We start from the raw sequence: 26,631 nt of genomic DNA on the forward strand, positions 1-26,631 counted from the left end.
TGAGGGTGGAGACCCGCGAGGAAGCCAGGAGGCACGGCCGGTGATCGCCGTCAACCCGATGGACAGCGCCTCGGTGCTGGCGGCCTTCGGCGCGCTCGGGGTGCTGGCGGTGATCTTCGCGGAGTCCGGTCTGCTGGTCGTCGGCTTCTTCCTGCCCGGGGACACGCTGCTGTTCCCGGCCGGTGTGCTGTGCGCGGGCACCGCCCAGCAGCCGCCGCGCCTGGCGCTGTGGCAGGTGCTGCTGTGCGCGGCGGTCGGCGCGGTGGCCGGGGGCCAGGTCGGCTATCTGATCGGGCGGCACGGCGGGCGGGCGCTGCTCGCGCGCACCTCCAGCCGGCGGGTGAAGGGCGCGGCGTCCCGCGCCGAGGAGTTGCTCGCCCGGTACGGCTACGGCAAGGCGCTGGTGCTCGGCCGGTTCGTGCCGCTGCTGCGCACGGTGCTGCATCCGGTGGCGGGGGCGCTGGAGGTGCCGCTGCGGCCCTTCACCCTCTGGCAGAGCGTGGGCGGGGTGCTCTGGTCGCAGGTCCTGGTGCTGGCGGGCTTCACGCTCGGCGCCTCCGTGCCCCAGGTGAACGACTATCTGCTGCTGCTGGTCGTGGCGGTCGTCGTGCTGTCGCTGCTGCCGCTGCTGCTGGAGGCCGGCCGGACCCACCGCGAACGGCGGCACCGGCAGGACCGAGAGGACCGGCACGACCAAGAGGACCGGCAAGACCGGCGCGATCCCTGACCCAGGGAGAGGTCGACGGGACGGCGGTGCCGGGCGCCCGCCATGACCTCCAGCGGCGGGTACGACGCCCCGGGCCGGCCGGAGCCGAGCACCACCCGGGCCCGGTGCAGGGGCGGTGATCACCCGGCTGTGGCGCCGCGGGGCGGGCCGGAAGTGGTTCCGGCCGCTGTTCCCGCCCGCGCCGGTCCGCGGCACCGTCGCCCTGAACGTCTCGCTCACCCTGTACGCGCCGCTCGGCTCCGACTTCCTCGACACCGTCGGCGATGTGCTCCAGCCGACCGTGGTCCTGCCGGCCTCCGCCGCCGCCTACGCCCTGCCGATGCGCGGCCCCCTGCCGCACAGGCGTCCGCATCCCGCCGCACTCTGGACGGCCCCCCGGTCATCCGTGAGACTGGTCCGGGACGGACGCCCCGGCCTCCAGGACGGTGACATGGAAGTAGAGGAAGTCCCGCGCGTCGAACTCACCCCGCGCGCCGAGGAATTGGTGCGCCGGCTGCGCGCCGCGCACGGACCGCTGATGTTCCACCAGTCCGGCGGCTGCTGCGACGGCAGCGCCCCCATGTGCTACCCGGACGGCGAGTTCCGCACCGGCGACTCGGACGTACTGCTGGCGGAGCTGGACGTGACGGGGGTGGCCGAGCCGGTCACCTTCTGGATGTCCCGCAGCCAGTACGAGGCCTGGCGCCACACCCGGCTCATCGTGGACGTCGTGCCGGGCCGCGGCAGCGGATTCTCCCTGGAGGCACCCGAGGGGGTGCGTTTCCTCATCCGTTCTCGCGTAGTCGACGCCTAGTCCTCCCGCCGTCCGCGGCCTTCTGGTGCACTGCCCCTGGACACAGGGACGGTTGACGAGACATCAGGGGGCACGGTGACCAGACGTCGCGGGCGTTGGGCAGCGGGCAGAGCAATTCTCACGGTTGTCACGGCGTTCGGTGCACTGGCCGGCGCGGCCCTCGCGGGGGCGGCGCCGGCCGGTGCCGTTCCGGAGGGGAGGAGCATCGCCCCGGGCGTCACCTACCGGGAGTTCGACGTGCCCGCGGCCGCGGGCACGGCACACGCCCATCTGCTCACGGTCGACCTCGGCAATCCGCACGTCCGCGTCGGCCTGCTGCACCCCGGTGCGGTGGCCGCCCGGGCCACGGTCTCCGCGATGGCGGACGCGGCCAAGGCGCTCGCGGGCGTCAACGGGGACTTCTTCGACATCACCGAGACGCAGCACCCGGGCGTCGACGCCACCGGCGCGAGCGTCGGCCCGGCCGTCGCGGACGGCCAGGTACTCAAGTCCGCGGTGCCGAACGGCCAGCGGTTCGGGCCCGCGCTGCCGCCGGGCACCACTACCGAGGACGTCGTCGGCGTGGGCACCGACCACCGGGCCCGCCTGGACCGCCTCACCCTGACCGGCTCGGTGCGCACCCCGGCGGGCACGCTGCCGCTGAGGGGGCTCAACCAGTACGCGCTGCCGCAGAACTCGATCGGCGCCTACACCGCCCGGTGGGGCGCCGCCTCCCGCGCGCGGGCCGTGTGCGGCACCGACACCGACCGGGGTGCGGGCTGCACCACGGACACCTACGAGGTGACCGTGCGCGACGGCCGGGTGGTCTCCGCCGCCACCGCCCCGGGCGGCGGCGCGATCCCGGCGGACACCACGGTCCTGGTGGGCCGCGAGGAGGGCGCCCGGCGGCTGCGCGGACTGGCCGTCGGCGACGCGGTGACCGTCACGCACACCCTGACCGCGGCCTCCGCCACGGTCGCCTACGCCTTCGCGGTCGGCGGCTTCCCGGTGCTGCGCGGCGGCGAGCCGCTCGCCGGGCTCGACGACACCACCTCGGCGGTGCGCACGGTGGTGGGGTTCGACGGCGGCGGCCGGCGGCTGCTGCTCCTCGCGCTGGACGGGGCCACCGCCTACCGCCTCGGCCTCACGATCGCCGAAGAGGCCGCCACCATGCGGTCGTTGGGGGCGTCCGACGCGTTCAACCTGGACGGCGGCGGCTCCTCCGAGATGGTCACCCGGGACCCGGGCGCGCCCTCGGTGACCGTCCGCAACCATCCGAGCGGCGGTGCCGAACGCCCCGTGGCCAACGGGGTCGGCGTCTTCGAGACCGGCTGACCCGGCCGTGGGCCTCAGGGCCGCAGGCTGCTGACCAGGTCGGCCGTCGCGTCGAGCCCGCTGTGGATGGTGGGCGCCATGCTCGTGCACGCCAGATAGAAGCCGAGCAGCATGCAGACCAGGCCATGGGAGACCTTCAGCGAGCCGTTCCGCATGAAGATCACGGCCAGGATCAGGAGCAGCAGCACCACTGAGATGGAAATCGCCATCGGGAACCTCCTCCGCCACCCCCAAATGGGGCATTCGGTCGCAAGTGTGGCGTAGCGGAGGGGTTCGTCGGGTGGCTGGCGTGTCCGCCGAACGTGTGGTGTCTCGGCGGTGCGGCTCAGGGCGCCCGCAGGTCGACCAGTTCGGCCAGTGCCTCGCGGTGGGCGCCCGCGGTGCCGTAGGCGAGGGAGCCGGCCTTGGCCCGCTTGAGATACAGGTGCACGGGGTGCTCCCAGGTCATGCCGATCCCGCCGTGCAGCTGGAGCGCCTCCTCGGTGGCGTGGACGGCGACCGGGGCGGCGTAGGCCTGGGCGACGGCCACCGTGATGTCGGTGTCCTCCCCCGTGGCCAGCGCGTCGGCGGCGGCGCGGGCGGCGGCCCGCAGACTGACCACCTCCAGCCAGAGCTGGGCGAGCCGGTGCTTGAGCGCCTGGAAACCGCCGACCGGCCGGTTGAACTGCTTGCGCTCCTTGAGGTAGCGCACCGTCTCCGTCAACGCCCAGTCGGCCACACCCAGTTGCTCGGAGGCGAGGAGTCCGGCGGCGGCCCGCAGCGCGCGCCGCACGGCGGGTGCGGCGTCACCGACCCGGCGGCCGGGCGCGCCGTCGAGGGTGACGGTGGCGAGCGGCCGGGTGAGGTCGAGGGAGGGCACCGGGGTACGGGTCACCGCGTCGGCGGCCACGGCGTACAGTCCGCCGTCGTCGGCCGGGACCAGCAGCACGTCCGCGGCGGCGGCGTCCGCGATGCCGGTCAACTCGCCGTGCAGCAGGCCGCCTTCGGCCCGGACGGTGCGCACCTCGGCGCCCGGGGCCACGTGCAGCCCGACCGCCAGCACGCCGATGGTGCGCCCGGTGGCCAGCCGGCCGAGCAGTTCCGCGTCGCCGCAGGCGAGCAGCGCCTCGGTGGCCACGACCGCACTCGTGAGGTACGGCACCGGAGCGACGGCCCGCCCCAACTCCTCCAGGACGACGGCGGCTTCGCGGTGGGAGGCGCCCTGTCCGCCCTGTTCCTCGGGGATCAGGAGCCCGGCGAGGCCCATGCTCCCGGCGAGGGACTTCCACAGGTCGAGGTCGTGCGGGGTGCCGGACTCGACGCGGGCGATGACGTCGGCCGCGGCGCAGTGGTCCGTGAGCAGATCCCGTACGGCGGCCCGCAGCGCCTCTTCCTCCTCCGAGTACAGCAGGTCGGTCATCGGGCCAGGTCCTTCCAGGCGACGTCCTTGTCGGTGCGCGGCTCGGCGGGCAGCCCAAGGACGCGCTCGGCGACGATGTTCAGCAGGATCTCGCTGGTCCCGCCCTCGATGCTGTTGCCCTTGGCCCGCAGATAGCGGTAGCCGGCGTCCCGGCCGGTGAAGTCCACCAGTTCGGGGCGGCGCATGGTCCAGTCGTCGTACAACAGGCCCTCCTCGCCGCGGAGTTCCACCTCCAGGCCACTGATCTCCTGGTTGAGGCGGGCGAAGGCGAGCTTCATGCCGGAGCCCTCGGGGCCGGGCTGGCCCGCGACCAGCTGCTGGCGCAGCCGCTCGCCGGTGAACCGGGCGACCTCGGCCTCCACCCAGAGCTTCAGCAGCCGCTGGTGCAGGTCGTGGGTGCGCGCCTCGGGCCGTTCGCGCCAGGTCCGGGCGACCGGGCCGATCATGCCGCCCTCGCGGGGCAGCCGCATGCCGCCGATGGAGACGCGCTCGTTCATCAGCGTGGTCTGGGCGACCCGCCAGCCCTCGCCGACCTCGCCGAGGCGGCGGGTGTCGGGGATGCGGACGCCGGTGAGGAAGACCTCGTTGAACTCGGCCTCGCCGGTGATCTGCCGTAGCGGCCGCACCTCGACACCGGGGTCGGTCATGTCGCAGACGAAGTAGGTGATGCCCTGGTGCTTGGGCAGGTCCGGGTCGGTGCGGGCGATCAGGATGGCCCAGCGGGCCAGGTGGGCGCTGGAGGTCCACACCTTCTGCCCGTCGACCACCCATTCGTCGCCGTCCCGGACCGCCCGGGTGCCGAGCGCGGCCAGGTCGGACCCGGCGCCCGGCTCGCTGAACAGCTGGCACCAGACCTCCTCGCCCGTCCACAGGGGCCGCAGGAAGCGCCTCTTCTGCTCCTCGGTGCCGTACTTCAGGATCGTCGGCGCGGCCATGCCGAGCCCGATGCCGATCCGCCGCGGGTCGTTGTCCGGGGCGCCCGCCGCCGCCAGCTCGGCGTCCACGGCCGCCTGGAGCGAGCGCGGCGCGCCGAGCCCGCCCAGCCCCTGCGGGAAGTGCACCCAGGCGAGCCCGGCGTCGAAGCGGGCGCGCAGGAAGTCCAGCCGGTCGGTGTGCTCCGGTGGGTGCGCGGCGAGGAACTCCCGCGTGCGGTCGACCAGTTCGGCGGTGCGGCTCACGACGCTCCCTCCAGGACCACGGCGACCCGGCCGGTGGTGCGGCCCGCCGCCACCTTCTGCACGGCGGCCGCGGCCCCGGCCAGCGGCACCCGCTCGCTCACCAGCGGCTTGATCGCGCCGCGCGCGGCCAGTTCGGTCAGCTGCTCGTGGCAGTGCAGGACCAGCTCGGGGTTCTTGGTGTTGTACAGGCCCCAGTGCAGGCCGACGATCGAGTAGTTCTTCACCAGGGCGTGGTTGAGCGCCGGGGTGGGGATGGTGCCGCCGGCGAAGCCGACGACCAGGATGCGGCCCTCGAAGGCGGCCAGCTTGGCGGACTGGGCGTAGGCCTCGCCGCCGACCGGGTCGTAGATCACATCGGCGCCGCGCCCGCCGGTGGCCTCCTTGACGGCGGCGACGACGTCCTCGGTGTGCCGGTCCACCACCACGTCACAGCCCAGCTGCCGGGCGACGGCGGCCTTCTCCGCGCCGCCGACCACGCCGATGACGGTGGCGCCGGCCGCCTTGCCGAGCTGCACGGCGGCGCTGCCCACACCGCCGGCCGCGGCATGCACCAGCAGGGTCTCGCCCGCCTCCAGCCGTGCCCGCCGGTGCAGTCCGAACCAGCCGGTCTGGTAGCCGATGTGCAGGGCGGCGGCCTCCGCGTCGTCCAGCGCCTTCGGCGCGGGCAGCACGGCGGCCTCGTCCGCGACGGTGTACTCGGCGAAGCCGCCCTGCGGCAGCGCGGGGGTGGCGATCACCCGGCGGCCGTCCTCGGTCTCGCCGCAGATCTCCACGCCCGGGGTGAACGGCAGCGGCGGGCGCACCTGGTACTGCCCCCGGCACAGCAGCGCGTCCGGGAAGTTGACGTTCGCCGCCCGCACCCGCAGCAGTACCTGCCCCTCGCGCGGGGTGGGCCGCTCGGTCTCGGCGAGACGCATCACCTCGTCCGGCTCGCCGTTCTCGTGCACCTGCCATGCCTGCATACGGGGCCTCCACGCGACCGCATCGTCCGACCGGGTTCCGCTCGCATACTAAGCGGTCGCTTGCCCACGAGGGAACACCCCTCGGGAGGGCTCACTTCGGCGCCGCCGGGCGTGCCCGCACATGCATCCGCTCCCCCTGCGGCCCGAACAGGCTCAGGAACTCCACCGGCCCCTCCCCCGTCGACCCGAACCAGTGCGGCACCCGGGTGTCGAACTCGGCCGCCTCCCCGGCCGACAGCACCACGTCGTGCTCGCCGAGCACCAGCCGCAGCCGCCCGGAGAGCACGTACAGCCACTCGTACCCCTCGTGGGTGCGCGGGTCCGGCTCCTCCTGGCGCCTGGGTTCGAGCACCTTGAAGGCCTGGAGGCCGCCCGGCTGGCGGGTCAGCGGCCAGAAGGTGCGGCCGTAGCGCCGCACGGGCTCGGTCCGCACCCGGGGATCGCCGACCGGCGGCGCGCCGACCAGTTCGTCCAGCGGGACCTGGTGGGCCTGGGCGATCGGCAGCAGCAGCTCCAGGCTGGGCCTGCGCAGCCCGGACTCCAGCCGGGACAGCGTGCTCACGGAGATGCCGGTGGCCTCGGACAGCGCGGCCAGCGTCACCTCCCGCTCCTTGCGGATCCGCCGCAGCCGGGGACCCACCTCCGCCAGAACGTCTTCGGTACCCATGAGCCCATTGCAGTTTTGGCAAAGGCATTTGTCAATCCTGCAGGCTTCGGGCGACCGTCGGGGGCGGAGGTGGTCACATGACCGAGAACATGGCCGCGCGCCACGAGGTGATCGTCGTCGGCGGCGGGGCGGCCGGGCTGTCCGCCGCGCTGGTGCTGGGCCGGGCCCGGCGCCGGACGCTGGTCGTGGACGCGGGCGAGCCGCGCAACACGCCGTCCCCCCACATGCACGGCTATCTGACCCGGGACGGCATGTCCCCGGCGGACTTCCTGGCCGCGGGCCGTCGGGAGATCGCCCGGTACGGGGTGGAGCTGGTCCGCGACCGGGTCGTGGACGCGAGCCGTGACGAGGACGGCTTCGCCGTCGTCCTCGCGGGCGGGAACACCGTACGGGCCCGGCAGCTGGTGGTCGCCACCGGGCTGCGCGACGAGCTGCCGCCGCTGCCGGGGCTCGCCGAGCGGTTCGGCCGGGACGTGCTGCACTGCCCGTACTGCCACGGCTGGGAGGCCCGCGACCTGCCGACCGGGGTGCTGGCGACGTCCGCGCTCAGCGTCCACCAGGCGCTGATCGTCACACAGTGGTCGAAGGACGTCCGGCTGTTCCTGCACCTGGTGCCGGAGGCGGAGCTGACGGACGAGGACCTGCGGCGGCTGGCCGCCGCCGGGGTCGAGGTGGTGCCCGGCGAGGTCGCGGGGCTCGTCGTCGCCGACGACCGGCTCACCGGCGTACGCCTCGCCGACGGCACGGTGCACGACCGCGAGGTGCTGTACACCGCGCCGCGGCCCGTGCCGCAGAACGAACTGTTCGTCCGGCTGGGCGCCGAACTGCGCGAGACGCCCTTCGGCGCCTACCCGGTGATCGACGAGCGGGGCCTGACGACCGTGCCCGGACTGTGGGCGGCGGGCAACGCGAGCGGCTTCGCCGAGCAGGTGGTCAACGCGGCGAGCCGGGGGTACCGGGCGGGCTCGGCGATCAACGGGGAGCTGCTGTTCGCCGACCTGGACGCGGCGCTGGGGTAGGGCCTGCCTTCCGGATCTTGCCGAGCCGACCCGAGCCGCCCTGATCCGGAAGAAAGGCCCTGGCGGCCCCTCGGTGCCGCGCGCAGGTGTCGGGGCCGCCCGCGCGGTGCACTCTGAGGGCATGTTGCTGAGTCGGCTCGCGCAGGTGTCGGAGGAGGTCGCCGCCACGGCGGCGCGGTCACGGAAGACCGGGCTGCTCGCGGAGCTGTTCCGCGAGGCGGACGCGGAGGACGTGCCGGTCGTCATCCCCTATCTGGCGGGACGGCTGCCGCAGGGCCGGCTCGGCGTCGGCTGGAAGGTGCTGGGCCGCCCGGTGCCGCCCGCCGCCGAACCGACGCTCACCGTCCGCGAGGTGGACGCGCTCCTCACCGATCTGGGCAAGGTGTCCGGGCCCGGCTCCCAGGCGGAGCGCGCCCGGCTGGTCGGCGCGCTGCTCGGCGCGGCCACCGAGCCGGAGCAGCGCTTCCTGCGCGGCCTGCTCACCGGCGAGGTCCGTCAGGGCGCGCTGGACGCCGTCGCGGTGGAGGGCCTCGCGCGGGCGACCGGCGCGGACCCGCACGACGTGCGGCGGGCGGTGATGCTGTCGGGCTCGCTCCAGACGGTCGCGCGGGCCCTGCTGGGCGAGGGGCCCGCCGCGCTCGACCGGTTCCGGCTCACCGTGGGCCGCCCGGTGCTGCCGATGCTGGCGCACAGCGCCTCCTCCGTCGCCGAGGCGGTGCGCAAACTGGGCGCCTGCGCGGTGGAGGAGAAGCTGGACGGCATCCGGGTGCAGGTGCACCGGGACAGCGACTCGGTCCGCGTGCACACCCGCACGCTGGACGACATCACCGCCCGGCTGCCCGAAGTGACCGCCGCCGCACTGGAGTTGAGGGGCGAGCGGTTCATCCTGGACGGCGAGGTGATCTCCTTCGACGCGGCCGGGCGGCCCCGCTCCTTCCAGGAGACGGCGGGCCGGGTCGGCTCCCGCACGGACGTGGCGCGGGCCGCCGGGCAGGTCCCGGTCTCCCCCGTCTTCTTCGACGTGCTCGCCGCCGACGGCCGCGATCTGCTCGACCTGCCGTTCGCCGAGCGGCACGCGGAGCTGGCCCGGCTGGTGCCCGAGCCGATGCGGGTGCGGCGCACGGTGGCCGGGGGGCCGCGGGACATCCCCGAGGCGGAACAGTTCCTCGCCGAGACCCTGGCCCGGGGCCACGAGGGCGTGGTGATCAAGTCGCTGGACGCGCCGTACAGCGCCGGCCGGCGCGGCGCCGCCTGGCTCAAGGTCAAGCCCGTACACACCCTCGACCTGGTGGTCCTGGCCGCCGAACGGGGCCACGGCAGGCGCACCGGGAAACTCTCCAACCTCCATCTCGGCGCCCGCACCGCCGACGGCGGCTTCGCGATGCTCGGCAAGACCTTCAAGGGCATGACGGACGCGATGCTCGACTGGCAGACCGAGCGGCTGCGGGAACTGGCGGTCGAGGACGACGGCTGGACGGTCCGGGTCCGCCCCGAACTCGTCGTGGAGATCGCCTACGACGGCCTCCAGCGCTCCTCCCGCTACCCGGCCGGCGTCACCCTGCGCTTCGCCCGTGTGCTGCGCTACCGCGAGGACAAGCGGCCCGAGGACGCCGATACGGTGGAGGCCCTGCTCGCGGCCCACCCGGAGGTCACACCGTGACGGTGCGAAGGACGAAGCGCAGTGCGGGACTGCTGGTGTTCCGGCCCGCGCCCGGCGGGATCGAGGTGCTGCTCGGCCATATGGGCGGTCCGCTGTGGGCGAGGAAGGAGACCGGCGCCTGGACCGTGCCCAAGGGCGAGTACGAGGACGACGAGCCCGCCTGGGAGGCGGCCCGGCGCGAGTTCCGGGAGGAGCTGGGCCTCGCGCCGCCCGACGGGGAGGCGGTACCGCTGGGCGAGGTCGTGCAGAGGAACGGCAAGGTCGTCACCGCCTGGGCGGTGGCGGGCGACCCCGACCTGACCGGTTTCGCCCCCGGCACCTTCACCATGGAGTGGCCCCCGCGCTCGGGCCGGCGCCAGGAGTTCCCCGAGCTGGACCGGGTGGCCTGGCTCGGCCTGGAGCGGGCCCGTGAGGTGATCATCACGGCGCAGGCCGCGTTTCTCGACCGGCTGGCGGAGCACTCGGCCTGAAACAGTGACCTGGCGTTGCGCGCGGACCGGCCGCGCGCGAAGGTCTAAGCACAGCCCGCTCCCAGGGAGGTCGGCCATGCCCATCGCGACGGTGAACCCGGCGAACGGCGAGACGCTCAAGACGTACGAGCCCATGGGCGAGGAGGAGCTGGAACGCCGGCTCCAGCTCGCCGAGGCCACGTTCCGCACGTACCGGACGACCACGTTCGCCGAGCGCGCCCGGCTGCTGAACAAGGCCGCCGACCTGCTGGACGAGGACCAGCAGGAAATCGGCAGGGTCATGACCACGGAGATGGGCAAGCCCGTCAAGCAGGCCCGCGCGGAGGCCGCGAAGTGCGCCAAGGCCATGCGCTGGTACGCCGAGCACGCCGAGGCCCTGCTCGCCGACGAGGAGCCCGCCGCGGCCGACGTCGAGGACTCCGGGGCGAGCCGGGTGCGGGTCCGCTACCGCCCGCTGGGCCCCGTGCTCGCGGTGATGCCGTGGAACTTCCCGCTCTGGCAGGTGGTCCGGTTCGCCGCGCCCGCGCTGATGGCGGGCAACGTGGGTCTGCTCAAGCACGCCTCCAACGTCCCCCAGACCGCCCTCTACCTGGAGGACCTGTTCCACCGGGCGGGCTTCCCCGAGGGCTGTTTCCAGACACTGCTGATCGGCTCCGCCGCGGTGGACGACATCCTGCGCGACGAGCGGGTCAAGGCGGCCACCCTCACGGGCAGCGAGCCCGCCGGGCGCGCGGTCGCCTCCACCGCCGGGGAGATGATCAAGAAGACGGTGCTGGAGCTGGGCGGCAGCGACCCCTTCGTCGTGCTGCCCTCCGCCGACATCGACCGCGCGGCCCAGGTCGCGGTGACCGCGCGCGTGCAGAACAACGGGCAGTCGTGCATCGCCGCCAAGCGGTTCATCGTGCACACCGACGTCTACGACGCCTTCGCCGAGCGGTTCGTCGCGGGCATGAAGGCGCTCAAGGTCGGCGACCCGCTGGAGGAGGACACCGAGGTCGGGCCGCTCTCCAGCGAGCAGGGACGCAAGGACCTGGAGGAACTGGTCGACGACGCCAGGCGCGGCGGGGCGCAGGTGCTGTGCGGCGGCGAGCGGCCGGACGGACCGGGCTGGTACTACCCGCCGACCGTGCTCGCCGGCATCACCCGGGAGATGCGCATCCACCGCGAGGAGGCCTTCGGACCGGTGGCCACGCTGTACCGGGCGGACGACCTGGACGAGGCACTGCTCATCGCCAACGACTCGCCGTTCGGACTGAGTTCGAACGTCTGGACGCGGGAGGAGAGCGAGGTCGAGCGGTTCGCGCGGGACCTGGAGGCCGGGGCGGTGTACGTCAACGGGATGACCGCCTCCCATCCGGCGTTCCCCTTCGGCGGGGTGAAGCGGTCGGGGTACGGCCGTGAGCTGTCCGGGCACGGAATCCGGGAGTTCTGCAACATCACCACGGTTTGGCAGAGTGCGTGACGGCTGCGGGACTACCATCCCCTTTTGTGAACCGCGAAGTGACTCTGCCTCTGATCGTCGACGACCGCGGGACCTTGCAGGTGGCCGCGGCCGATGTGAGCAAGTTGTTGCGGACCGTGGGCGGGCGGTGGCTGCGGTTGGTCGAGGCCGGGGAGCGGGGGCTGGACGAGGACACCGTCGCCGCGCTGACGATCGAGCTGGCGAAGCTGGCGGACCGGATCGACGTGGCGTGCATCGCCCACAGCAGCGGAGCGCCGTAGGAACCCGCCCCGGCGGTTCCGCGCCGGCGAGCGCCGGGGCCGTCCCGGAACGGCACCTCGTACGTCTGCGGTGGCCCCGTACGCATGCTCCCTGTCGGGCGTCCCGGCGTCGAGGGCCGCCCCGACCGCCGCCGTCGCCTGCCGGTCCGGCTCGGGCGACGGCGCGGCGAAGAGGCCGAAGAAGGCGCGGGCGGTGTCCGGGAGGCCGTAGCGGGTGCGCAGGCCGGTGGCGGCCCGGACGCAAGGGCCGGGCCAGGCGGAGAAGTTGGCGGTGAGCGCCACGACCGCGTCGGCGGGGGACGCGTTGCGGGCGGGCCGGGCCCCGTACGCCGGACAGACCCGGCAGCCGGCGCGGGGGACGTGCCCGCGGGCGGCGTCCGCCGTGACCCGGCGGGCCGCGACGGGGTCCGGCGGGTGCCGGAAGGCGGCCCGGCGGGCGGGGATCACCCGCCACTGCTCCGGGCCGGCGCGGCCCCGCGTTCGACGAGCGGCGCGAGGGGGCCGGCCGCGAGGTCCGGGGCGAGCGCCCCGACGGCCGTCCCCAGCAGGGCTTTCGCGCTAACGGTCGGCATCGTTTTTTCCCTCTTCCGGCGTCGGAAGTCCTCCTTCGGGACCGACACGGCGTCCCCGATTCGGAGTAACCCAACGCGAGATACTCGTCCCCCCGGGTGACGGTGGGTGAAGCACCTCCTGAGGTGAACCACCTTCTGACCGGTGGGTGAAGGCCCTCCGGACACGCGGAAAGCAGGGACGGTTCATGGCGACTTTGTGCAGACCATCGGTGTCGGTCCCGGAGCACGTGATCACGATGGAGGAGACGCTGGAGCTGGCGCGCTCGCGCCACGCCGACCACCCTCAACTGGCGCTGGCACTGAGGCTCATCGAGAACACCGGCGTGAAGACCCGGCACATCGTGCAGCCCATCGAGGAAACCCTCAAGCACCCTGGCTTCGAGGACCGCAACAAGCTCTACGAGGCCGAGGCGAAGGCCCGGGTCCCCGCGGTGATCCAGCGTGCGCTGGACGACGCCGAACTCCTCACCACCGACATCGACGTGATCATCTATGTGTCGTGCACGGGCTTCATGATGCCCTCGCTCACGGCCTGGCTGATCAACGAGATGGACTTCGACAGCACCACCCGCCAACTCCCCATCGCCCAGCTGGGCTGCGCGGCAGGCGGCGCCGCGATCAACCGGGCCCACGACTTCTGCACGGCGTACCCCAACGCCAACGCGCTGATCGTGGCCTGCGAGTTCTGCTCGCTGTGCTACCAGCCCACCGACCTCGGCGTCGGCTCGCTGCTGTCCAACGGCCTGTTCGGCGACGGCATCGCCGCCGCCGTGGTGCGCGGACGCGGCGGCACGGGCGTCCGGCTGGAGCGCAACGGCTCCTACCTGATCCCGAAGACCGAGGACTGGATCGCCTACGACGTCCGGGCCACCGGCTTCCACTTCCTGCTGGACAAGCGGGTGCCCACCACCATGGAACCGCTCGCCCCGGCGCTCAAGGACCTGGCGGGCAACCACGGCTGGGACGCCACCGACCTGGACTTCTACATCATCCACGCCGGCGGCCCCCGCATCCTCGACGACCTCAGCAAGTTCCTGGAGGTCGAGCCGCACGCGTTCCGGTTCAGCCGGTCCACGCTCACCGAGTACGGCAACATAGCCAGCGCCGTCGTCCTGGACGCGCTGCGCCGGCTGTTCGACGAGGGCGGCGCCGAGAAGGGGGCGCGCGGACTGCTCGCCGGCTTCGGCCCCGGCATCACCGCCGAGATGACGGTGGGCCGCTGGAGCGACGGGGACGAGGACAGGGGCCGGCGATGACCGAGACCGAGGAGGCGACACTCGTCGAGGCCGTGCCGCCCGTCCGGTACTGGCCGGCGCTCGACCTGGCCGGGACGGACTTCGACCCGGTGCTCAGGGAGCTGATGGCCGAGGGCCCGGTCACCCGCATCCAGCTGCCCAACGGCGAGGGCTGGGCGTGGCTGGTCACCCGCTACGACGATGTGCGGATGGTGACCAACGACCCCCGCTTCGGCCGTGAGGCGGTGATGGACAAGCCGGTCACCCGGCTGGCCCCGCACTTCATACCCGACCGGGGCGCGGTCGGCTTCCTGGACCCGCCCGACCACACCCGGCTGCGCCGTTCGGTCACCGCGGCGTTCACCGCCAAAGGCGTGGAGCGGGTGCGCGAGAAGGCCCGCGCCACCCTGGACGAGATGGTCGACCGGCTCCTGGCCGGCGGCCCGCCCGCCGACCTGACGGCGGCGGTCCTCAGCCCGTTCCCCATCGCGGTGATCTGCGAGCTGATGGGCGTTCCGGCCGCCGACCGGCACGACATGCACGAGTGGACCCAGCTGATCCTGTCCTCCGCGCACGGCAAGGAGGTCAGCGAGCGGGCCAAGCGCGAGATGAGCGCGTACTTCCGCGACCTCGTCGGGCGGCGCCCGGACAGCACGGACGAGGACGTCGCCTCGCTGCTGGGCGCCGCCGTGGGCCGGGGCGAGGTCACCCTGGAGGAGGCCGTCGGGCTCGCCGTGCTGCTCCAGATCGGCGGCGAGGCGGTCACCAACAACAGCGGGCAGATGGTCTATCTGCTGCTGACCCGCCCCGAGCTGGCCGAACGGCTGCGCTACGAGCCGGCGATCCGTCCCCGCGCCATCGACGAGCTGCTGCGGTACATCCCGCACCGCAACGCGGTCGGCCTGTCCCGGATCGCCCTGGAGGACGTCGAGATCAGGGGCGTGCGGATCCGCGCGGGCGACGCGGTCTACGTCTCCTACCTGGCCGCCAACCGCGACCCGGAGGTCTTCCCCGATCCGGAGACGATCGACGTCACCCGCAGCCCCAACCCGCACGTCTCCTTCGGCTTCGGGCCGCACTACTGCCCGGGCGGTCAACTCGCCCGGCTGGAGTCCGAGCTGATCGTCGACGCCCTGCTGGACCGGGTCCCGGGCCTGAAGCTGGCCGTGCCGCCCGAGGAGGTGCCCTTCAGGAAGGGCGCGCTGATCCGCGGCCCCGAGGCCCTGCCCGTGATGTGGTGAGGCCGCGATGACCACGGTCGAAGGGCTGACAACGGCATCGGTCGACGGGCTGCTCGTGCCGCCGGGCCACGGCCGGGTGGTGGAGACGCCCGCACAGCGGGTCACGTTCAAGGTCACCGGCGTGCACTCGCGGATGGCCTCCACCTTCGAGGTGGAGGTCCCGCCGGGCTTCGACGTCGGTGCCCATGTGCACACCCGCAGCGAGGAGTTGTTCTACGTCCTGGAGGGCGAGCTGGACGTGCTCGCCTTCGAGCCCCGCGTCCGTACCCCGGACAACTGGAAGAGGTGGGAGTCGAGTTCGGGCAACAGGGTGGTCCGGGCGACGCCGGGCACGGTCATCGTCGTACCCCCCGGCTGCCCGCACGCGTTCGCCAATCCGACGGACACCCCCGCCAAGATGTTCTTCCAGGCGAGCCCGCCCCCCGACCACGAGCGCTACTTCGAGGAGCTCCTGGAGATCCTGAGGGACGGCGGTCCGCCCGACCAGGAGGCGATCGAGGCGCTGCGACTGAAGTACGACATCGAGCAGCTCACGCCGCTCCGGCACAGGTGACCCCGGTCACCTCCGGAGAACGGGGGAACCGGGCGGCCGGCCGCGATCCGTCGATCGCCGCCGGCCGCCCGGTCCGGCGGTGGCGTCAGCGAATGGACATCCCGGACAGCGTCCGCGCGATGACCAGCCGCTGGATCTCGCTGGTCCCCTCGAAGATGGTGTAGATGGCCGCGTCCCGGTGCATGCGCTCCACCGGGTACTCGCGGGTGTACCCGTTACCGCCGAGGATCTGGATCGCCTGGGCGGTCACCTTCTTCGCGGTCTCGCTGGCGAAGAGCTTGGACATCGATCCCTCGGCCGCGGTGAACGGCTTCCCGTTGATCGCCATCCACGAGGCCCGCCACACCAGCAGCCGCGCGGCGTCGATCTGCGTGCGCATGTCGGCGAGCTGGAAGGCGACGCCCTGGTTGTCGATGATCGGCCGCCCGAACTGCTCCCGGGTCCTGGCGTAGTCGAGGGCGACCTCGTAGGCGGCGCGGGCGGTGCCCACGGCCATCGCCCCGACCGCCGGCCGCGACGCCTCGAACGTGGCCATCGCCGCGTTCTTCACCCGCTCGCCGCCCTGGGCCTTCGCCTTCTCGCGGGCGCGGGCCAGCCGCTCGTCCAGCTTCTCCTTGCCGCCGAGCAGGCAGGACCCGGGGACACGGACGTCGTCGAGGACGACCTCGGCGGTGTGCGAGGCGCGGATGCCGTGCTTCTTGAACTTCTGGCCCTGCGTGAGGCCCGGCGTGCCCGGCGGGACGATGAAGGAGGCGTGGCCCTTGGAACCCAGCTCCGGGTCGACGCTGGCCACCACGACGTGGACGTTGGCTATGCCGCCGTTGGTCGCCCAGGTCTTCGTGCCGTTGAGCACCCACTCGTCCTTGGCCTCGTCGTAGACCGCGCGGGTGCGCATGGAGGCCACGTCGGAGCCGGCGTCGGGCTCGGAGGAGCAGAACGCGGCGACCTTGACGTCGGTGGCGTCGCCGTACATCTGCGGGATCCAGGTGCCGATCTGCTCCTCGGTGCCGTTGGCGAGGACGCCGACCGCGGCCAGACCGGTGCCGACGATGGACAGCGCGATGCCCGCGTCGCCCCAGAACAGCTCCTCCATGGCCATCGGGATGCCGAGACCGGTGGGGTCGAAGTACTGCTGCGCGTAGAAGTCGAGGGAGTAGATGCCGACCTTCGCGGCCTCCTGGATGACCGGCCAGGGGGTCTCCTCGCGCTCGTCCCACTCGGCGGCGGCCGGCCGGATCACCTCGGCGGCGAAGCCATGGAGCCAGTCCCGGACTTCCTTCTGTTCGTCGTTCAGCTCCATGGTGAACTCGGCCATGTCCCCTCCAGCGGCGTACGGTGTTACTAGCGGTAACCAGAGTCTGTTACCGGCGGGTAGGAAAAGTCAACCTGCGCCGGCCTCTCGGTATCCCGTTCGATGTCAGGGCCAAGGACAGTGTTAGTTTGCGCAGGCGTCACCGATTCAGCACGGGTGGGGAGAGTACATGGACACCACGCAGCGGACCGATCAGCAGCGGTCCGCCGACCGCCGACGGCGCGAGCTGCTGGAGGCCGCCGACCGGGTGGTGCTCCGCGACGGCCCGCAGGCGTCGATGAACGCGATCGCCGCCGAGGCGGGGATCACCAAGCCGATCCTCTACCGGCACTTCGGCGACAAGGGCGGGCTCTACGCCGCCCTCGCCAAGCGGCACACCGACGCGCTGCTGTCCTCCCTGCGCGCGGCGCTGGACGCCCCGGCGGACCGGCGCGAGCGCGTGGAATCCACGCTGGACACCTACCTCGCCGCCATCGAGGCGCGCCCCCAGGTCTACCGGTTCCTGATGCACCCGGCCGAGGGCAGCACCGGCACCGACCAGGGCTTCGACGTGGGCAAGCACAGCGCCCCGCTGCTGCGGCGGATGGGCGAGGACCTGGCCCAGGTCATCGAGGAGCGGGTGGACCTCGGCCCCGGCAGCCAGCAGCTCGCCCGGGTGTGGGGGCACGGCATCGTCGGCATGATGCACGCCGCCGGCGACTGGTGGCTCGGCGAACGGCCCTGCTCCCGCGCCGAGTTGGTGCGCTCCCTCGCCGACCTGCTGTGGGGCCGGCTGGCGGCCGCCGGGGACCGGGTGGGAGGGCCCGGCTTCTGAGTCACCGGCTCCAGGAGGCCCGCCGGATCCGCCGCTCCAGCAGGCGCCTGCGCCACCCCGTCACACGGTCCGCGTAGACCCGGCCCTCCAGATGGTCGCACTCGTGCTGCAGACACCGGGCGAAGAAGCCCGTGCCGTGGACGGCGACCGGCTCCCCCGTCACCGTGAAACCCTCGACCACCGCGTGGTCGTACCGTTCCGTGCCCGCCTCCAGGCCCGGCAGCGACAGACAGCCCTCGGGCCCCCGCAGCACGATCCCGTCCGCCGTCACCAGCCGCGGGTTCACCACATGGCCGAGGTGCCGGACGTCCTCGTCGTCCGGGCAGTCGTAGACGAACACCCGCAGCGGCACCCCGATCTGATTCGCGGCCAGGCCCACTCCCCGCGCCGCGTACATCGTGGCGAACAGGTCCTCCACGAGCGCCGCGAGCGCGGGGCCGAAGTCGGTGACCTCCGCGCATCGTTCGCGCAAGCCGCCGTCGCCGAGCAGGGTGAGGGGCCGGACGCGCCCGTGGGCGCCCGCAATGGAACCGTGTCGCATGGCGGCAAGGGTACGGTTCGTTCAGCTCATGCCCGCCGCCATGGGTGCGACCGGGATTCGGGTGTGGGAATGGATCTCGATAGGCTGAGGGTTCACACCACGTTGCCGGATGGCCCCAGGCGCGGCGCGTACGCAAGGAGGATCGAGAACTGATGGCAGGCAACTCGGACCCGCTCACGCCGCGGGCCAAGCTGGCCGTGACCGCGGGCAAGGCGGTCGCTGCGGCATCGCGGGCCGCCGGACGGGGCAGCGGGTCGGTGATCGGGGGCAAGGTCGCGCTGCGGCTCGACCCCGACCTCCTGGCGCGGCTGGCCCAGAACCTGGACGTCGTGCTGGTGTCCGCCACCAACGGCAAGACCACCACCACCCGGCTCATCGCGGAGGCGCTGCGCGCCGCGGGCCCGGTCGTCTCGAACGCGCTCGGCGCCAACATGCCGGCCGGTATCACCTCCGCGCTGGCGGGCGGCTCGGACGCCAAGTTCGGCGTCATAGAGGTCGACGAGAAGTACCTGGCCGGAGTGGCCCGGGACACCGACCCCAAGTGCATCGCCCTGCTCAACCTCTCCCGCGACCAGCTCGACCGCGCCGCCGAGACCCGGATGCTCGCCGAGAACTGGCGCGAGGGCCTGGCCGGCTCCAAGGCGGTCGTCGTCGCCAACTGCGACGACCCGCTGGTGGTGTGGGCCGCCTCCTCCTCCCCGAACGTGATCTGGGTCGCGGCCGGGCAGATGTGGAAGGACGACGCCTGGTCCTGCCCGTCCTGCGGCGGCGTGATGCAGCGCCCCGGCGACGACTGGTTCTGCGGCGAGTGCGGCTTCCGCCGGCCCACGCCCTCCTGGGCGCTGTCCGGGGACCACGTCCTCGACCCGCACGGCTCCGCCTGGCCGATCCACCTCCAGCTGCCGGGCCGCGCCAACAAGGCCAACGCCGCCAGCTCCGCGGCCGTCGCCGCCGTCTTCGGGGTGCCGCCGCAGGTCGCCCTGGAGCGGATGTACCAGGTGCAGGCGGTCGCCGGACGCTACGACGTCGTGCAGTTCCAGAACCGGGACCTGCGGCTGCTCCTGGCCAAGAACCCGGCCGGCTGGCTGGAGACCTTCTCCCTGATCGACCCGCCGCCCGCCCCGGTGATCCTGTCCGTGAACGCGCGCGGGGCCGACGGCACCGACACCTCCTGGCTGTGGGACGTCGACTACACCCGGCTGACCGGCCACCCGATCTTCGTGCTCGGTGACCGCAAGCTGGACCTCGCCGTCCGCCTGGAAGTGGCCAACCAGCACTTCCAGGTCTGCGAGAACCTCGACCAGGCCGTGCAGCTGTGCCCGCCGGGCCGGATCGAGGTCATCGCGAACTACACCGCGTTCCAGGACCTGCGCCGCCGCGTCGGCAACTGATCTTCGAAGGGCGATCTCCTCATGAGCGACAACCAACTGCGGCTGGTGTGGATCTACCCGGACCTGCTGAGCACCTACGGCGACCAGGGCAACGCCCTCGTCGTGGAACGCCGGGCCCGGCAGCGCGGCCTGGACGTGGCCCGGCTGGACGTGCGCAGCGACCAGCCGATCCCGACCTCCGGCGACATCTACCTGATCGGCGGCGGCGAGGACCGTCCGCAGCGGCTCGCGGCCGAGCGGCTGCGCCGCGACGGGCACCTGCAGCGGGCGGTGCAGAACGGCGCCATCGTCTTCTCGGTGTGCGCCGGCTACCAGATCCTCGGCCACGAGTTCATCAACGACCTCGGCCAGCGCGAGCCGGGCCTCGGACTGCTCGACGTGGTCTCGGTGCGCGGCGAGGGCGAGCGGTGCGTCGGCGACGTGCTCGCGGACATCGACCCGCAGCTTGGGCTGCCCCCGCTGACCGGCTTCGAGAACCACCAGGGCGTCACCCATCTCGGCCCCACCGCCCGCCCGTTCGCCCGCACCAAGATCGGCCGGGGCAACGGCACCGGGGACGGCACGGAGGGCGCCTACAACGGGACCGTCTTCGGCACGTACATGCACGGGCCGGTCCTCGCCCGCAACCCGCTGATCGCCGATCTGCTGCTGAAGCTGGCGCTCGACGTCAACGCGCTGCCGCCGATCGACGACCGCTGGTACGACGCGCTGCGCGAGGAGCGCATCACGGCCGCGCAGCAGCCCGCGTAGGCACCGGCGCGCGGCTCCCGCGAGCCGCGCGTCAGAGTCTTCTCAGCGGTTTCCGGCAGGCTTGTTCCGGGCCCGACTGACGGCTCGTCCGCTCATCTGGGCGGGCGCGTCCAGCAGGCGGACGCCCGCTACGGAGCCACCCCCTCACGCCGGTAGGGTGACCGGGAATTGGCCGGACAACGTGGTCCGGCCTCCCGGCCCACGTTCGAGAAGGTAATTCGGGCTATGCGCATTGGTGTCCTCACGTCCGGCGGCGACTGCCCCGGCCTGAACGCCGTCATCCGGTCCGTCGTGCACCGTGCCGTCGCCGACCACGGCGACGAGGTCATCGGTTTCCGGGACGGCTGGAAGGGCCTGCTGGAGTGCGACTCCGTCAAGCTCGACCTGGACGCCGTGGGCGGCATCCTGGCGCGCGGCGGCACCATCCTCGGCTCCTCCCGGGTCCGCCCGGAACACCTGCGCGACGGTGTCGAGCGGGCCAAGGGGCACGTGGCGGAGCTGGGCCTCGACGCGATCATCCCGATCGGCGGCGAGGGCACCCTCAAGGCGGCCCGGCTGCTTTCGGACAGCGGGCTGCCCATCGTGGGCGTACCGAAGACGATCGACAATGACATCGCTGTCACCGACGTCACCTTCGGCTTCGACACCGCCGTGACCGTGGCGACCGAGGCGCTGGACCGGCTGAAGACCACCGCCGAGTCCCACCAGCGGGTGCTGATCGTGGAGGTCATGGGCCGGCACACCGGCTGGATCGCCCTGCACTCCGGCATGGCGGCCGGCGCCCACGCCGTCGTCGTACCGGAACGACCCTTCGACATCGACGAGTTGACCCGGAAGGTCGGCGACCGGTTCGCGGCCGGCAAGCGCTCCGCCATCGTGGTCGCCGCCGAGGGCGCCAAGCCCCGCGCCGGCACCATGGACTTCGACGAGGGCGGCAAGGACGTCTACGGCCACGAGCGCTTCGCCGGCATCGCCCGCCAGCTCTCCGTCGAGCTGGAGCAGCGGCTCGGCAAGGAGGCACGGCCGGTCATCCTCGGGCATGTGCAGCGCGGCGGCACCCCCACCGCCTACGACCGGGTGCTGGCCACCCGCTTCGGCTGGCACGCGGTGGAGGCGGTGCACCGGGGCGAGTTCGGGATGATGACGGCCCTGCGCGGCACCGAGATCGTGACGGTGTCGCTGGCGGAGGCCGTGGAGACCCTGAAGACGGTTCCGGTGGAGCGCTACGACGAGGCGGAGTGCGTCCTTTAGGAGTGCGTCCTTCAGTCCGGCGGCTGACGGCCCTGTAGTCCGGCGGCATGATAGCCGTGCGACCGGCCGTTGGTCCGGCCGTGAACTACCCGCCCCCGGTCATCGGCGTGACCGGGGGCGGCTCTACTCTTGTGGGCGGACAGAATCGCACAACTCCCACGAATCAGGAGCCGCCGCATGGATCACATGGGTCACATGGATCACAGCGGACACGGCATGATGATGGACATGCCACCGTTCACGCTCGGGCGGGGGCTCCAGTGGTCGGCCGAACCTTTCTTCCTGGTGACCTGTCTGCTCGGGCTGGCCCTGTACGGATGGGGGGTCGTACGGCTGCGCCGGCGCGGCGACACGTGGTCCATGGCCCGGACGGTCTCGTTCGTCAGCGGTGTGCTGACGATCATGCTGGTGATGTGCACCAAACTGAACGACTACGGGATGGTCATGTTCAGCGTGCACATGGTGCAGCACATGGTCATCAGCATGCTGTCGCCGATCCTGATCCTGCTCGGTGCCCCGGTCACGCTGGCGCTGCGCGCGCTGCCGACCGCGGGCCGGGGCCGCACGGGCCCGCGCGAGCTGCTGCTGATGCTGCTGCACAGCCGGTACATGCGGGTCATCACCCACCCGCTGTTCACCATCCCGATGTTCATCGCGAGCCTGTACGTGCTCTACTTCACCCCGCTGTTCGACTTCCTGATGGGGTCGAAGACCGGGCACATCGCGATGATGGTGCACTTCCTCGCGGTCGGTGTCGTCTTCTTCTGGCCGATCATCGGCGTGGACCCGGGCCCGCACCGGCCGGGTCACCTGATGCGGATGCTGGAGCTGTTCGCGGGCATGCCGTTCCACGCGTTCTTCGGCATCGCGCTGATGATGGCGTCGACCCCGATGGTGAACACGTTCCTGCATCCGCCCGCCTCGCTCGGCATCGACGCCCTCTCCGACCAGAGCTCGGCCGGCGGCATCGCCTGGGCCTTCAGCGAGGTCCCCTCGGTGCTCGTGCTGATCGCGCTGCTGTTCCAGTGGTACGGCTCCGAGCAGCGGCAGGCCAAGCGCAAGGACCGGCAGGCGGACCGGGACGGCGACAAGGAGCTGGAGGCGTACAACGCCTACCTGGCCTCGCTGAGCACACGGCAGGGCTGAGCTCCACACTCCACCGGGACCGAGACCGTTCCCACCAGGGCCGAGCCCCGGGGAAAACCAGGGGACCCGGTCGGGGGTATCCCCTACGGGCGGCGGCCGGGGCACCATGGTCGGGACGGACCATGAGGGGGGTTGCCGCGATGCCCGGTTCCACGAAGACGATGGGCGCGCTCACGGTCGGCGCGCTGGTCGCCGTGACCGCCTACACGGTCGCGCTCGGCGGCGACGGCTGGCTCTGGTTCGGCTGGGTGGTGCTGGGGCTGCTGACCCTCGCCATGGCCGTCACCCAGCCGTAGTCGCGTCGCGCGTCCCTTCCGGCTGATTACAGTGCCCGCATGAACAGCAGGACGCCGTCCTTCGACGACCTCGACCGCAAGATCACCACCGCCCTGATGGCGAACGCCAGGACCAGCTTCGCCGAGATCGGCGCGGCGATCGGGCTGTCCGCGACGGCGGTCAAACGGCGCGTGGACCGGCTGCGCGAGACCGGGGTGATCACCGGGTTCACGGCCACGGTGCGGCCCTCGGCGCTCGGCTGGCGCACGGAGGCGTACGTCGAGGTCTACTGCGAGGGCGCGGCTCCGCCCCGGCGCCTCGCGGAGGTCGTCCGCAACCACCCGGAGATCACGGCGGCCATGACGGTGACCGGTGGCGCCGACGCGCTGCTGCACGTGCGGGCGCGGGACGTGGAGCACTTCGAGGAGGTGCTGGAGCGGATCCGCACCGAGCCGTTCATCCGGAAGACGATCAGCGTGATGGTGCTTTCCCATCTCCTCCCCGACAGCCCCGAGGCGGGGGCCACCCAGGCGGCCCCGGAATGACCCGCCCACGGCGCGCCGACGGCCTCCGGGGGCTCGCCGGCGACCCGAGGAGGGGCACGCGAACGGCGCACGGACGATCCGGGAACAGGCCGCGGACGACCGTCGGTCGATGATCAGAAGTATGCGCAAAACCCGTGCGTGATGGGTGGTGACAACGCAGGAACGCTGCACATCCGCGCAGCTTTCTTCGCTTGTCGCGCGTCCGGCTTCGTTCCTACCTTGGAGTCACCCATCAGTGACAGACGGAAACCGGAGGGAACCCTCTGTGTCCGAAAGCCGTGAATCGCGCCCCCGGCGCTTCCTTGTCTGTGAACCCAGGCACTTCGCGGTGCAGTACACGATCAACCCCTGGATGAACCCCGACCGGCCGGTTGACGTGGACCTCGCGCGGGACCAGTGGCAGGAACTGATCCGCACCTACCGCGCCCACGGCCACACCGTCGACTCCCTGGAGCCGGTGCCGGGCCTGCCGGACATGGTGTTCTCGGCCAACGCCGCGTGCGTGGTCGAGGGCCGGGTCTTCGGCTCGCTGTTCCACGCGCCGCAGCGGCGCCCCGAGTCGGTGCACTACGACACCTGGTTCAAGGCGGCGGGCTACGACGTGTACCGCCCCGAGGCGGTGTCCGAGGGCGAGGGCGACCTGGTGTGGACCGGCCGGTACATCCTGGCCGGGACCGGGTTCCGCACCACCCGCGAGGCGCACCGCGAGGCCCAGGAGTTCCTGGGACACCCCGTGATCGGCCTGACACTGGTGGACCCGTACTTCTACCATCTGGACACGGCGCTGTTCGTGCTGGACGACGCCAATGTCTGCTACTACCCCGAGGCGTTCTCGCCGGGCAGCCGCGAGGTGCTGCGGCGCCTGTTCCCGGACGCGGTGCCGGCCACCCGCGAGGACGCGCTCGCCTGGGGCCTGAACTCGGTGTCCGACGGCCGGCACGTGTTCATCGCCCCCCAGGCCGAGGCGTTGTGCGAGCGCCTCGCCGACCGTGGTTACGTCCCCGTCCCCGTCGACCTGTCGGAGTTCCACAAGGCCGGCGGTGGCATCAAGTGCTGCACCCAGGAGATCCGCTGATGACCGCACCCGCGCGCACCCGTACGTCCGACGACCTGATCCGTGCGGAGGAGCCGGTCCTGGCCCACAACTACCATCCGCTGCCGGTGGTCGTGGCCCGGGCCGAGGGCAGCTGGGTGGAGGACGTCGAGGGCCGCCGCTACCTGGACATGCTGGCCGGATACTCGGCGCTCAACTTCGGCCACCGGCACCCGGCCCTGATCGAGGCCGCCCACCGCCAGCTCGACCTGCTCACGCTCACCTCCCGGGCGTTCCACAACGACCGGCTCGCGGAGTTCGCCGAACGGCTCGCGGCGCTGACCGGCCAGGACATGGTGCTGCCGATGAACACCGGCGCGGAGGCCGTGGAAAGCGGCATCAAGCTGGCCCGCAAGTGGGCCTACGACGTCAAGGGCGTGCCCGCCGACCGGGCGACGATCGTGGTCGCGGCGGACAACTTCCACGGCCGTACGACCACGATCGTCAGCTTCTCCACCGACGAGACGGCCCGCGCGGGCTTCGGGCCGTTCACGCCCGGCTTCAAGGTCGTGCCCTACAACGACCCGGCCGCGCTGGAGGCGGCGGTCGACGACACGACGGCGGCGGTGCTGATCGAGCCCGTCCAGGGCGAGGCCGGGGTGATCGTCCCGGACGACGGCTATCTCGCGGGCGTGCGCGAGCTGACCCGGCGCAAGGGCTGCCTGTTCGTGGCGGACGAGATCCAGTCCGGGCTCGGCCGCACGGGCCGCACCCTCGCCGTCGAGCACGAGGACGTGGTGCCGGACGTGCTGCTGCTCGGCAAGGCGCTCGGCGGCGGCATCGTGCCGGTGTCCGCGGTGGTGGCCCGGCGCGAGGTGATGGAGGTGCTGCACCCTGGCGAGCACGGCTCGACCTTCGGCGGCAACCCGCTCGCGGCGGCGGTCGGCACGGCGGTGGTCGAACTGCTGGAGACCGGCGAGTTCCAGCGGCGCGCCGCCGAACTGGGCGTGGTCCTGAGGGACGGGCTGACCGAACTGGTGGGCAAGGGCGTGCTCGGCTTCCGCTCCCGCGGCCTGTGGGCGGGCGTCGACATCGACCCGGCGATCGGCACCGGGCGGGAGATCAGCGAGCGCCTGATGCGGGAGGGAATCCTGGTCAAGGACACCCATGGCTCCACCATCCGGCTGGCACCGCCCCTGACGATCACCGCGGAGGAACTGGGCTCGGCACTGGGGACACTGGAGCGGGTGCTGGGCTGACGGGGCCGGGTTCCGTTCCCGCGGCCGGGCGGCCCCCTCGGGGTTCGGTCAGGGTTTGTCCATCCGCGGGTGGAGAGGTCTCCATCGACCCGTGGGTGCTGGTGACGGGCGGGGTGCGGGGCGCAGCCTTTGCGGCATGAACGCGATGCGTCCGGCACTCGCCGACCTCACCGGTGTCTGCGTCCTCGTCTTCCTCACGGCGTGGCTCCTCGGTGCCGTCTACTTCGGCATCCGGGGCCACGCCGGCTTCCGCGGCCGGCTGCGCGCGTCGCGGTCGGCCCTGCAGCGCCGGACGGCGCTGACCGCGGGCGTGGTGGTGTTCGCCGGGCTGATACGGCTCACGGAGAGGTTCTGGGACGGCCTCCGCTTCTGGCGGCCCGAACTGGCCCTGCCCGGCGCGCTGCTGGTCGTCGTCTCCACGGCCCTGCTGCTCTGGGCCCGCTGGGTGCTGGGCACCATGTGGGCGAGCGTCCCCACCGTCCGGCACCACCACGAGCTGCGCACGGACGGCCCCTACCGGCTGGTCCGCCACCCCATCTACACCGGCATGCTCGGCCTGATCACCGGCGGGATGTTGGCCTGCGGCTTCGGCGTGTGGATCGCCTACCTGATCGTCGCGGTCCCCTGGCTGCTGCGCCGGGTCCGGGTCGAGGACGCCCTGATGGCGGGCGAGTTCGGGGCCGCCTACGACGCCTACCGGCTGCGTGTCCCGGCGCTCCTGCCGGGCATACGCCCCGCCGTCCGGGTACGACCGGACGGCGCCGACGGCGGCCGGCCGTAGCAGGGCAACGATCGCGCCAA

Annotated in this window: 29 protein-coding genes; 21 read left to right on the forward strand and 8 right to left on the reverse strand. The window is 72.6% G+C overall.

The features are described 5' to 3' along the window. Positions 1-40: 40 nt before the first annotated feature. The 3 genes from ACSP97_RS06135 (at position 41) to ACSP97_RS06145 (ending at position 2,834) form a co-directional block, all read left to right on the forward strand. Positions 41-727 carry a DedA family protein gene (locus tag ACSP97_RS06135; protein ID WP_358274572.1) on the forward strand — a complete coding sequence of 229 codons (687 nt, stop codon included), beginning with the start codon at positions 41-43 and terminating at the stop codon, positions 725-727. Positions 728-1,157: 430 nt separating this feature from the next. Continuing rightward, positions 1,158-1,520, forward strand: a complete 363-nt coding sequence (locus tag ACSP97_RS06140; protein ID WP_355153787.1) for a DUF779 domain-containing protein — start codon at positions 1,158-1,160, stop codon at positions 1,518-1,520. Positions 1,521-1,595: 75 nt separating this feature from the next. Beyond that, the gene (locus ACSP97_RS06145; RefSeq protein ID WP_440556676.1) at positions 1,596-2,834 is read left to right on the forward strand and encodes a phosphodiester glycosidase family protein; all 1,239 of its coding nucleotides are present in this window, start codon (positions 1,596-1,598) and stop codon (positions 2,832-2,834) included. A gap of 14 nt (positions 2,835-2,848) precedes the next feature. Here the strand turns inward: ACSP97_RS06145 and ACSP97_RS06150 are convergent, their stop codons facing one another. The 5 genes from ACSP97_RS06150 to ACSP97_RS06170 form a co-directional block, all read right to left on the reverse strand. Then, a complete protein-coding gene (locus ACSP97_RS06150) occupies positions 2,849-3,043 on the reverse strand; it encodes a hypothetical protein (RefSeq protein ID WP_070028124.1) in 195 nt (64 codons plus the stop codon). A gap of 116 nt (positions 3,044-3,159) precedes the next feature. Then, the gene (locus tag ACSP97_RS06155; protein WP_355525003.1) at positions 3,160-4,233 is read right to left on the reverse strand and encodes an acyl-CoA dehydrogenase family protein; all 1,074 of its coding nucleotides are present in this window, start codon (positions 4,231-4,233) and stop codon (positions 3,160-3,162) included. Next, on the reverse strand, positions 4,230-5,411 hold the full coding sequence (locus ACSP97_RS06160) for an acyl-CoA dehydrogenase family protein (protein WP_355153781.1): 1,182 nt from the start codon (positions 5,409-5,411) through the stop codon (positions 4,230-4,232). The genes ACSP97_RS06155 and ACSP97_RS06160 overlap by 4 nt, the downstream gene beginning before the upstream one ends. After that, a complete protein-coding gene (locus ACSP97_RS06165; protein ID WP_440556679.1) occupies positions 5,408-6,373 on the reverse strand; it encodes an NADPH:quinone oxidoreductase family protein in 966 nt (321 codons plus the stop codon). The genes ACSP97_RS06160 and ACSP97_RS06165 overlap by 4 nt, the downstream gene beginning before the upstream one ends. A gap of 91 nt (positions 6,374-6,464) precedes the next feature. Then, entirely contained in the window at positions 6,465-7,040 is a 576-nt protein-coding gene (locus ACSP97_RS06170; protein ID WP_355153778.1) for a helix-turn-helix domain-containing protein, read from the reverse strand. Between the two features lie 77 nt (positions 7,041-7,117). Here ACSP97_RS06170 and ACSP97_RS06175 point away from each other — a divergent pair, with 77 nt between their 5' ends. From ACSP97_RS06175 to ACSP97_RS06195, 5 genes are all read left to right on the forward strand, one after another. Further along, positions 7,118-8,059, forward strand: coding sequence for an NAD(P)/FAD-dependent oxidoreductase (locus ACSP97_RS06175; RefSeq protein WP_358274566.1), 942 nt, complete (start codon positions 7,118-7,120; stop codon positions 8,057-8,059). A 121-nt stretch (positions 8,060-8,180) separates the two neighbouring features. Continuing rightward, complete coding sequence (locus ACSP97_RS06180) at positions 8,181-9,719, forward strand: ATP-dependent DNA ligase (protein ID WP_440556682.1); 1,539 nt, start codon at positions 8,181-8,183, stop codon at positions 9,717-9,719. Beyond that, positions 9,716-10,189, forward strand: coding sequence for an NUDIX domain-containing protein (locus ACSP97_RS06185; RefSeq protein ID WP_355326546.1), 474 nt, complete (start codon positions 9,716-9,718; stop codon positions 10,187-10,189). Before ACSP97_RS06180 ends, ACSP97_RS06185 begins: the two co-directional genes overlap by 4 nt. A gap of 76 nt (positions 10,190-10,265) precedes the next feature. Next, positions 10,266-11,651, forward strand: a complete 1,386-nt coding sequence (locus tag ACSP97_RS06190) for an NADP-dependent succinic semialdehyde dehydrogenase (RefSeq protein WP_355326549.1) — start codon at positions 10,266-10,268, stop codon at positions 11,649-11,651. Positions 11,652-11,677: 26 nt separating this feature from the next. Then, entirely contained in the window at positions 11,678-11,911 is a 234-nt protein-coding gene (locus tag ACSP97_RS06195) for a DUF6213 family protein (RefSeq protein ID WP_355153769.1), read from the forward strand. A 443-nt stretch (positions 11,912-12,354) separates the two neighbouring features. On the opposite strand, the gene ACSP97_RS06200 is transcribed toward ACSP97_RS06195, so the two are convergent. Next, positions 12,355-12,483: a hypothetical protein gene (locus ACSP97_RS06200; protein ID WP_440556685.1), complete on the reverse strand. Its 129-nt coding sequence runs from the start codon at positions 12,481-12,483 to the stop codon at positions 12,355-12,357. A 185-nt stretch (positions 12,484-12,668) separates the two neighbouring features. Between ACSP97_RS06200 and ACSP97_RS06205 the strand changes: the two genes are divergently transcribed. The 3 genes from ACSP97_RS06205 to ACSP97_RS06215 are packed head-to-tail and all read left to right on the forward strand — an operon-like array spanning position 12,669 to position 15,512. Then, a complete protein-coding gene (locus ACSP97_RS06205) occupies positions 12,669-13,739 on the forward strand; it encodes a type III polyketide synthase (protein ID WP_440556687.1) in 1,071 nt (356 codons plus the stop codon). After that, the gene (locus tag ACSP97_RS06210) at positions 13,736-14,959 is read left to right on the forward strand and encodes a cytochrome P450 (protein ID WP_355524990.1); all 1,224 of its coding nucleotides are present in this window, start codon (positions 13,736-13,738) and stop codon (positions 14,957-14,959) included. Before ACSP97_RS06205 ends, ACSP97_RS06210 begins: the two co-directional genes overlap by 4 nt. A gap of 7 nt (positions 14,960-14,966) precedes the next feature. Continuing rightward, the gene (locus ACSP97_RS06215) at positions 14,967-15,512 is read left to right on the forward strand and encodes a cupin domain-containing protein (RefSeq protein ID WP_355153762.1); all 546 of its coding nucleotides are present in this window, start codon (positions 14,967-14,969) and stop codon (positions 15,510-15,512) included. 85 nt (positions 15,513-15,597) lie between these two features. Here the strand turns inward: ACSP97_RS06215 and ACSP97_RS06220 are convergent, their stop codons facing one another. After that, positions 15,598-16,827 (reverse strand): acyl-CoA dehydrogenase family protein, encoded by a 1,230-nt coding sequence (locus ACSP97_RS06220; RefSeq protein ID WP_355155096.1) that lies wholly within the window; start codon positions 16,825-16,827, stop codon positions 15,598-15,600. Positions 16,828-16,993: 166 nt separating this feature from the next. On the opposite strand from ACSP97_RS06220, the gene ACSP97_RS06225 reads away from it, so the two are divergent. Next, positions 16,994-17,638 (forward strand): TetR family transcriptional regulator, encoded by a 645-nt coding sequence (locus ACSP97_RS06225; RefSeq protein ID WP_070028148.1) that lies wholly within the window; start codon positions 16,994-16,996, stop codon positions 17,636-17,638. 1 nt (position 17,639) lies between these two features. On the opposite strand, the gene def is transcribed toward ACSP97_RS06225, so the two are convergent. Next, a complete protein-coding gene (gene def, locus ACSP97_RS06230; RefSeq protein WP_382011842.1) occupies positions 17,640-18,179 on the reverse strand; it encodes a peptide deformylase in 540 nt (179 codons plus the stop codon). A 152-nt stretch (positions 18,180-18,331) separates the two neighbouring features. Between def and ACSP97_RS06235 the strand changes: the two genes are divergently transcribed. The 9 genes from ACSP97_RS06235 (at position 18,332) to ACSP97_RS06275 (ending at position 26,611) form a co-directional block, all read left to right on the forward strand. Further along, positions 18,332-19,570: a MurT ligase domain-containing protein gene (locus ACSP97_RS06235; protein WP_180332182.1), complete on the forward strand. Its 1,239-nt coding sequence runs from the start codon at positions 18,332-18,334 to the stop codon at positions 19,568-19,570. A 21-nt stretch (positions 19,571-19,591) separates the two neighbouring features. Then, on the forward strand, positions 19,592-20,320 hold the full coding sequence (locus ACSP97_RS06240; protein WP_440556691.1) for a type 1 glutamine amidotransferase: 729 nt from the start codon (positions 19,592-19,594) through the stop codon (positions 20,318-20,320). 225 nt (positions 20,321-20,545) lie between these two features. Continuing rightward, entirely contained in the window at positions 20,546-21,571 is a 1,026-nt protein-coding gene (locus ACSP97_RS06245) for a 6-phosphofructokinase (RefSeq protein WP_355155091.1), read from the forward strand. Between the two features lie 195 nt (positions 21,572-21,766). Then, positions 21,767-22,717, forward strand: a complete 951-nt coding sequence (locus ACSP97_RS06250) for a cytochrome c oxidase assembly protein (RefSeq protein WP_355155102.1) — start codon at positions 21,767-21,769, stop codon at positions 22,715-22,717. Positions 22,718-22,857: 140 nt separating this feature from the next. Next, on the forward strand, positions 22,858-23,013 hold the full coding sequence (locus ACSP97_RS06255) for a hypothetical protein (protein WP_355326555.1): 156 nt from the start codon (positions 22,858-22,860) through the stop codon (positions 23,011-23,013). Positions 23,014-23,052: 39 nt separating this feature from the next. Further along, complete coding sequence (locus ACSP97_RS06260; RefSeq protein ID WP_070028160.1) at positions 23,053-23,538, forward strand: Lrp/AsnC family transcriptional regulator; 486 nt, start codon at positions 23,053-23,055, stop codon at positions 23,536-23,538. A 265-nt stretch (positions 23,539-23,803) separates the two neighbouring features. After that, complete coding sequence (ddaH, locus tag ACSP97_RS06265) at positions 23,804-24,613, forward strand: dimethylargininase (protein WP_355155088.1); 810 nt, start codon at positions 23,804-23,806, stop codon at positions 24,611-24,613. After that, the gene (gene rocD, locus ACSP97_RS06270) at positions 24,613-25,830 is read left to right on the forward strand and encodes an ornithine--oxo-acid transaminase (RefSeq protein ID WP_355326558.1); all 1,218 of its coding nucleotides are present in this window, start codon (positions 24,613-24,615) and stop codon (positions 25,828-25,830) included. The genes ddaH and rocD overlap by 1 nt, the downstream gene beginning before the upstream one ends. 136 nt (positions 25,831-25,966) lie before the next feature. Continuing rightward, the gene (locus ACSP97_RS06275; protein ID WP_355326561.1) at positions 25,967-26,611 is read left to right on the forward strand and encodes a methyltransferase family protein; all 645 of its coding nucleotides are present in this window, start codon (positions 25,967-25,969) and stop codon (positions 26,609-26,611) included. Positions 26,612-26,631 lie beyond the last annotated feature (20 nt).

This window comes from Streptomyces sp. SCPE 10 (assembly GCF_051980735.1).
GTDB classification, from domain to species: Bacteria; Actinomycetota; Actinomycetes; order Streptomycetales; family Streptomycetaceae; genus Streptomyces; species Streptomyces misionensis.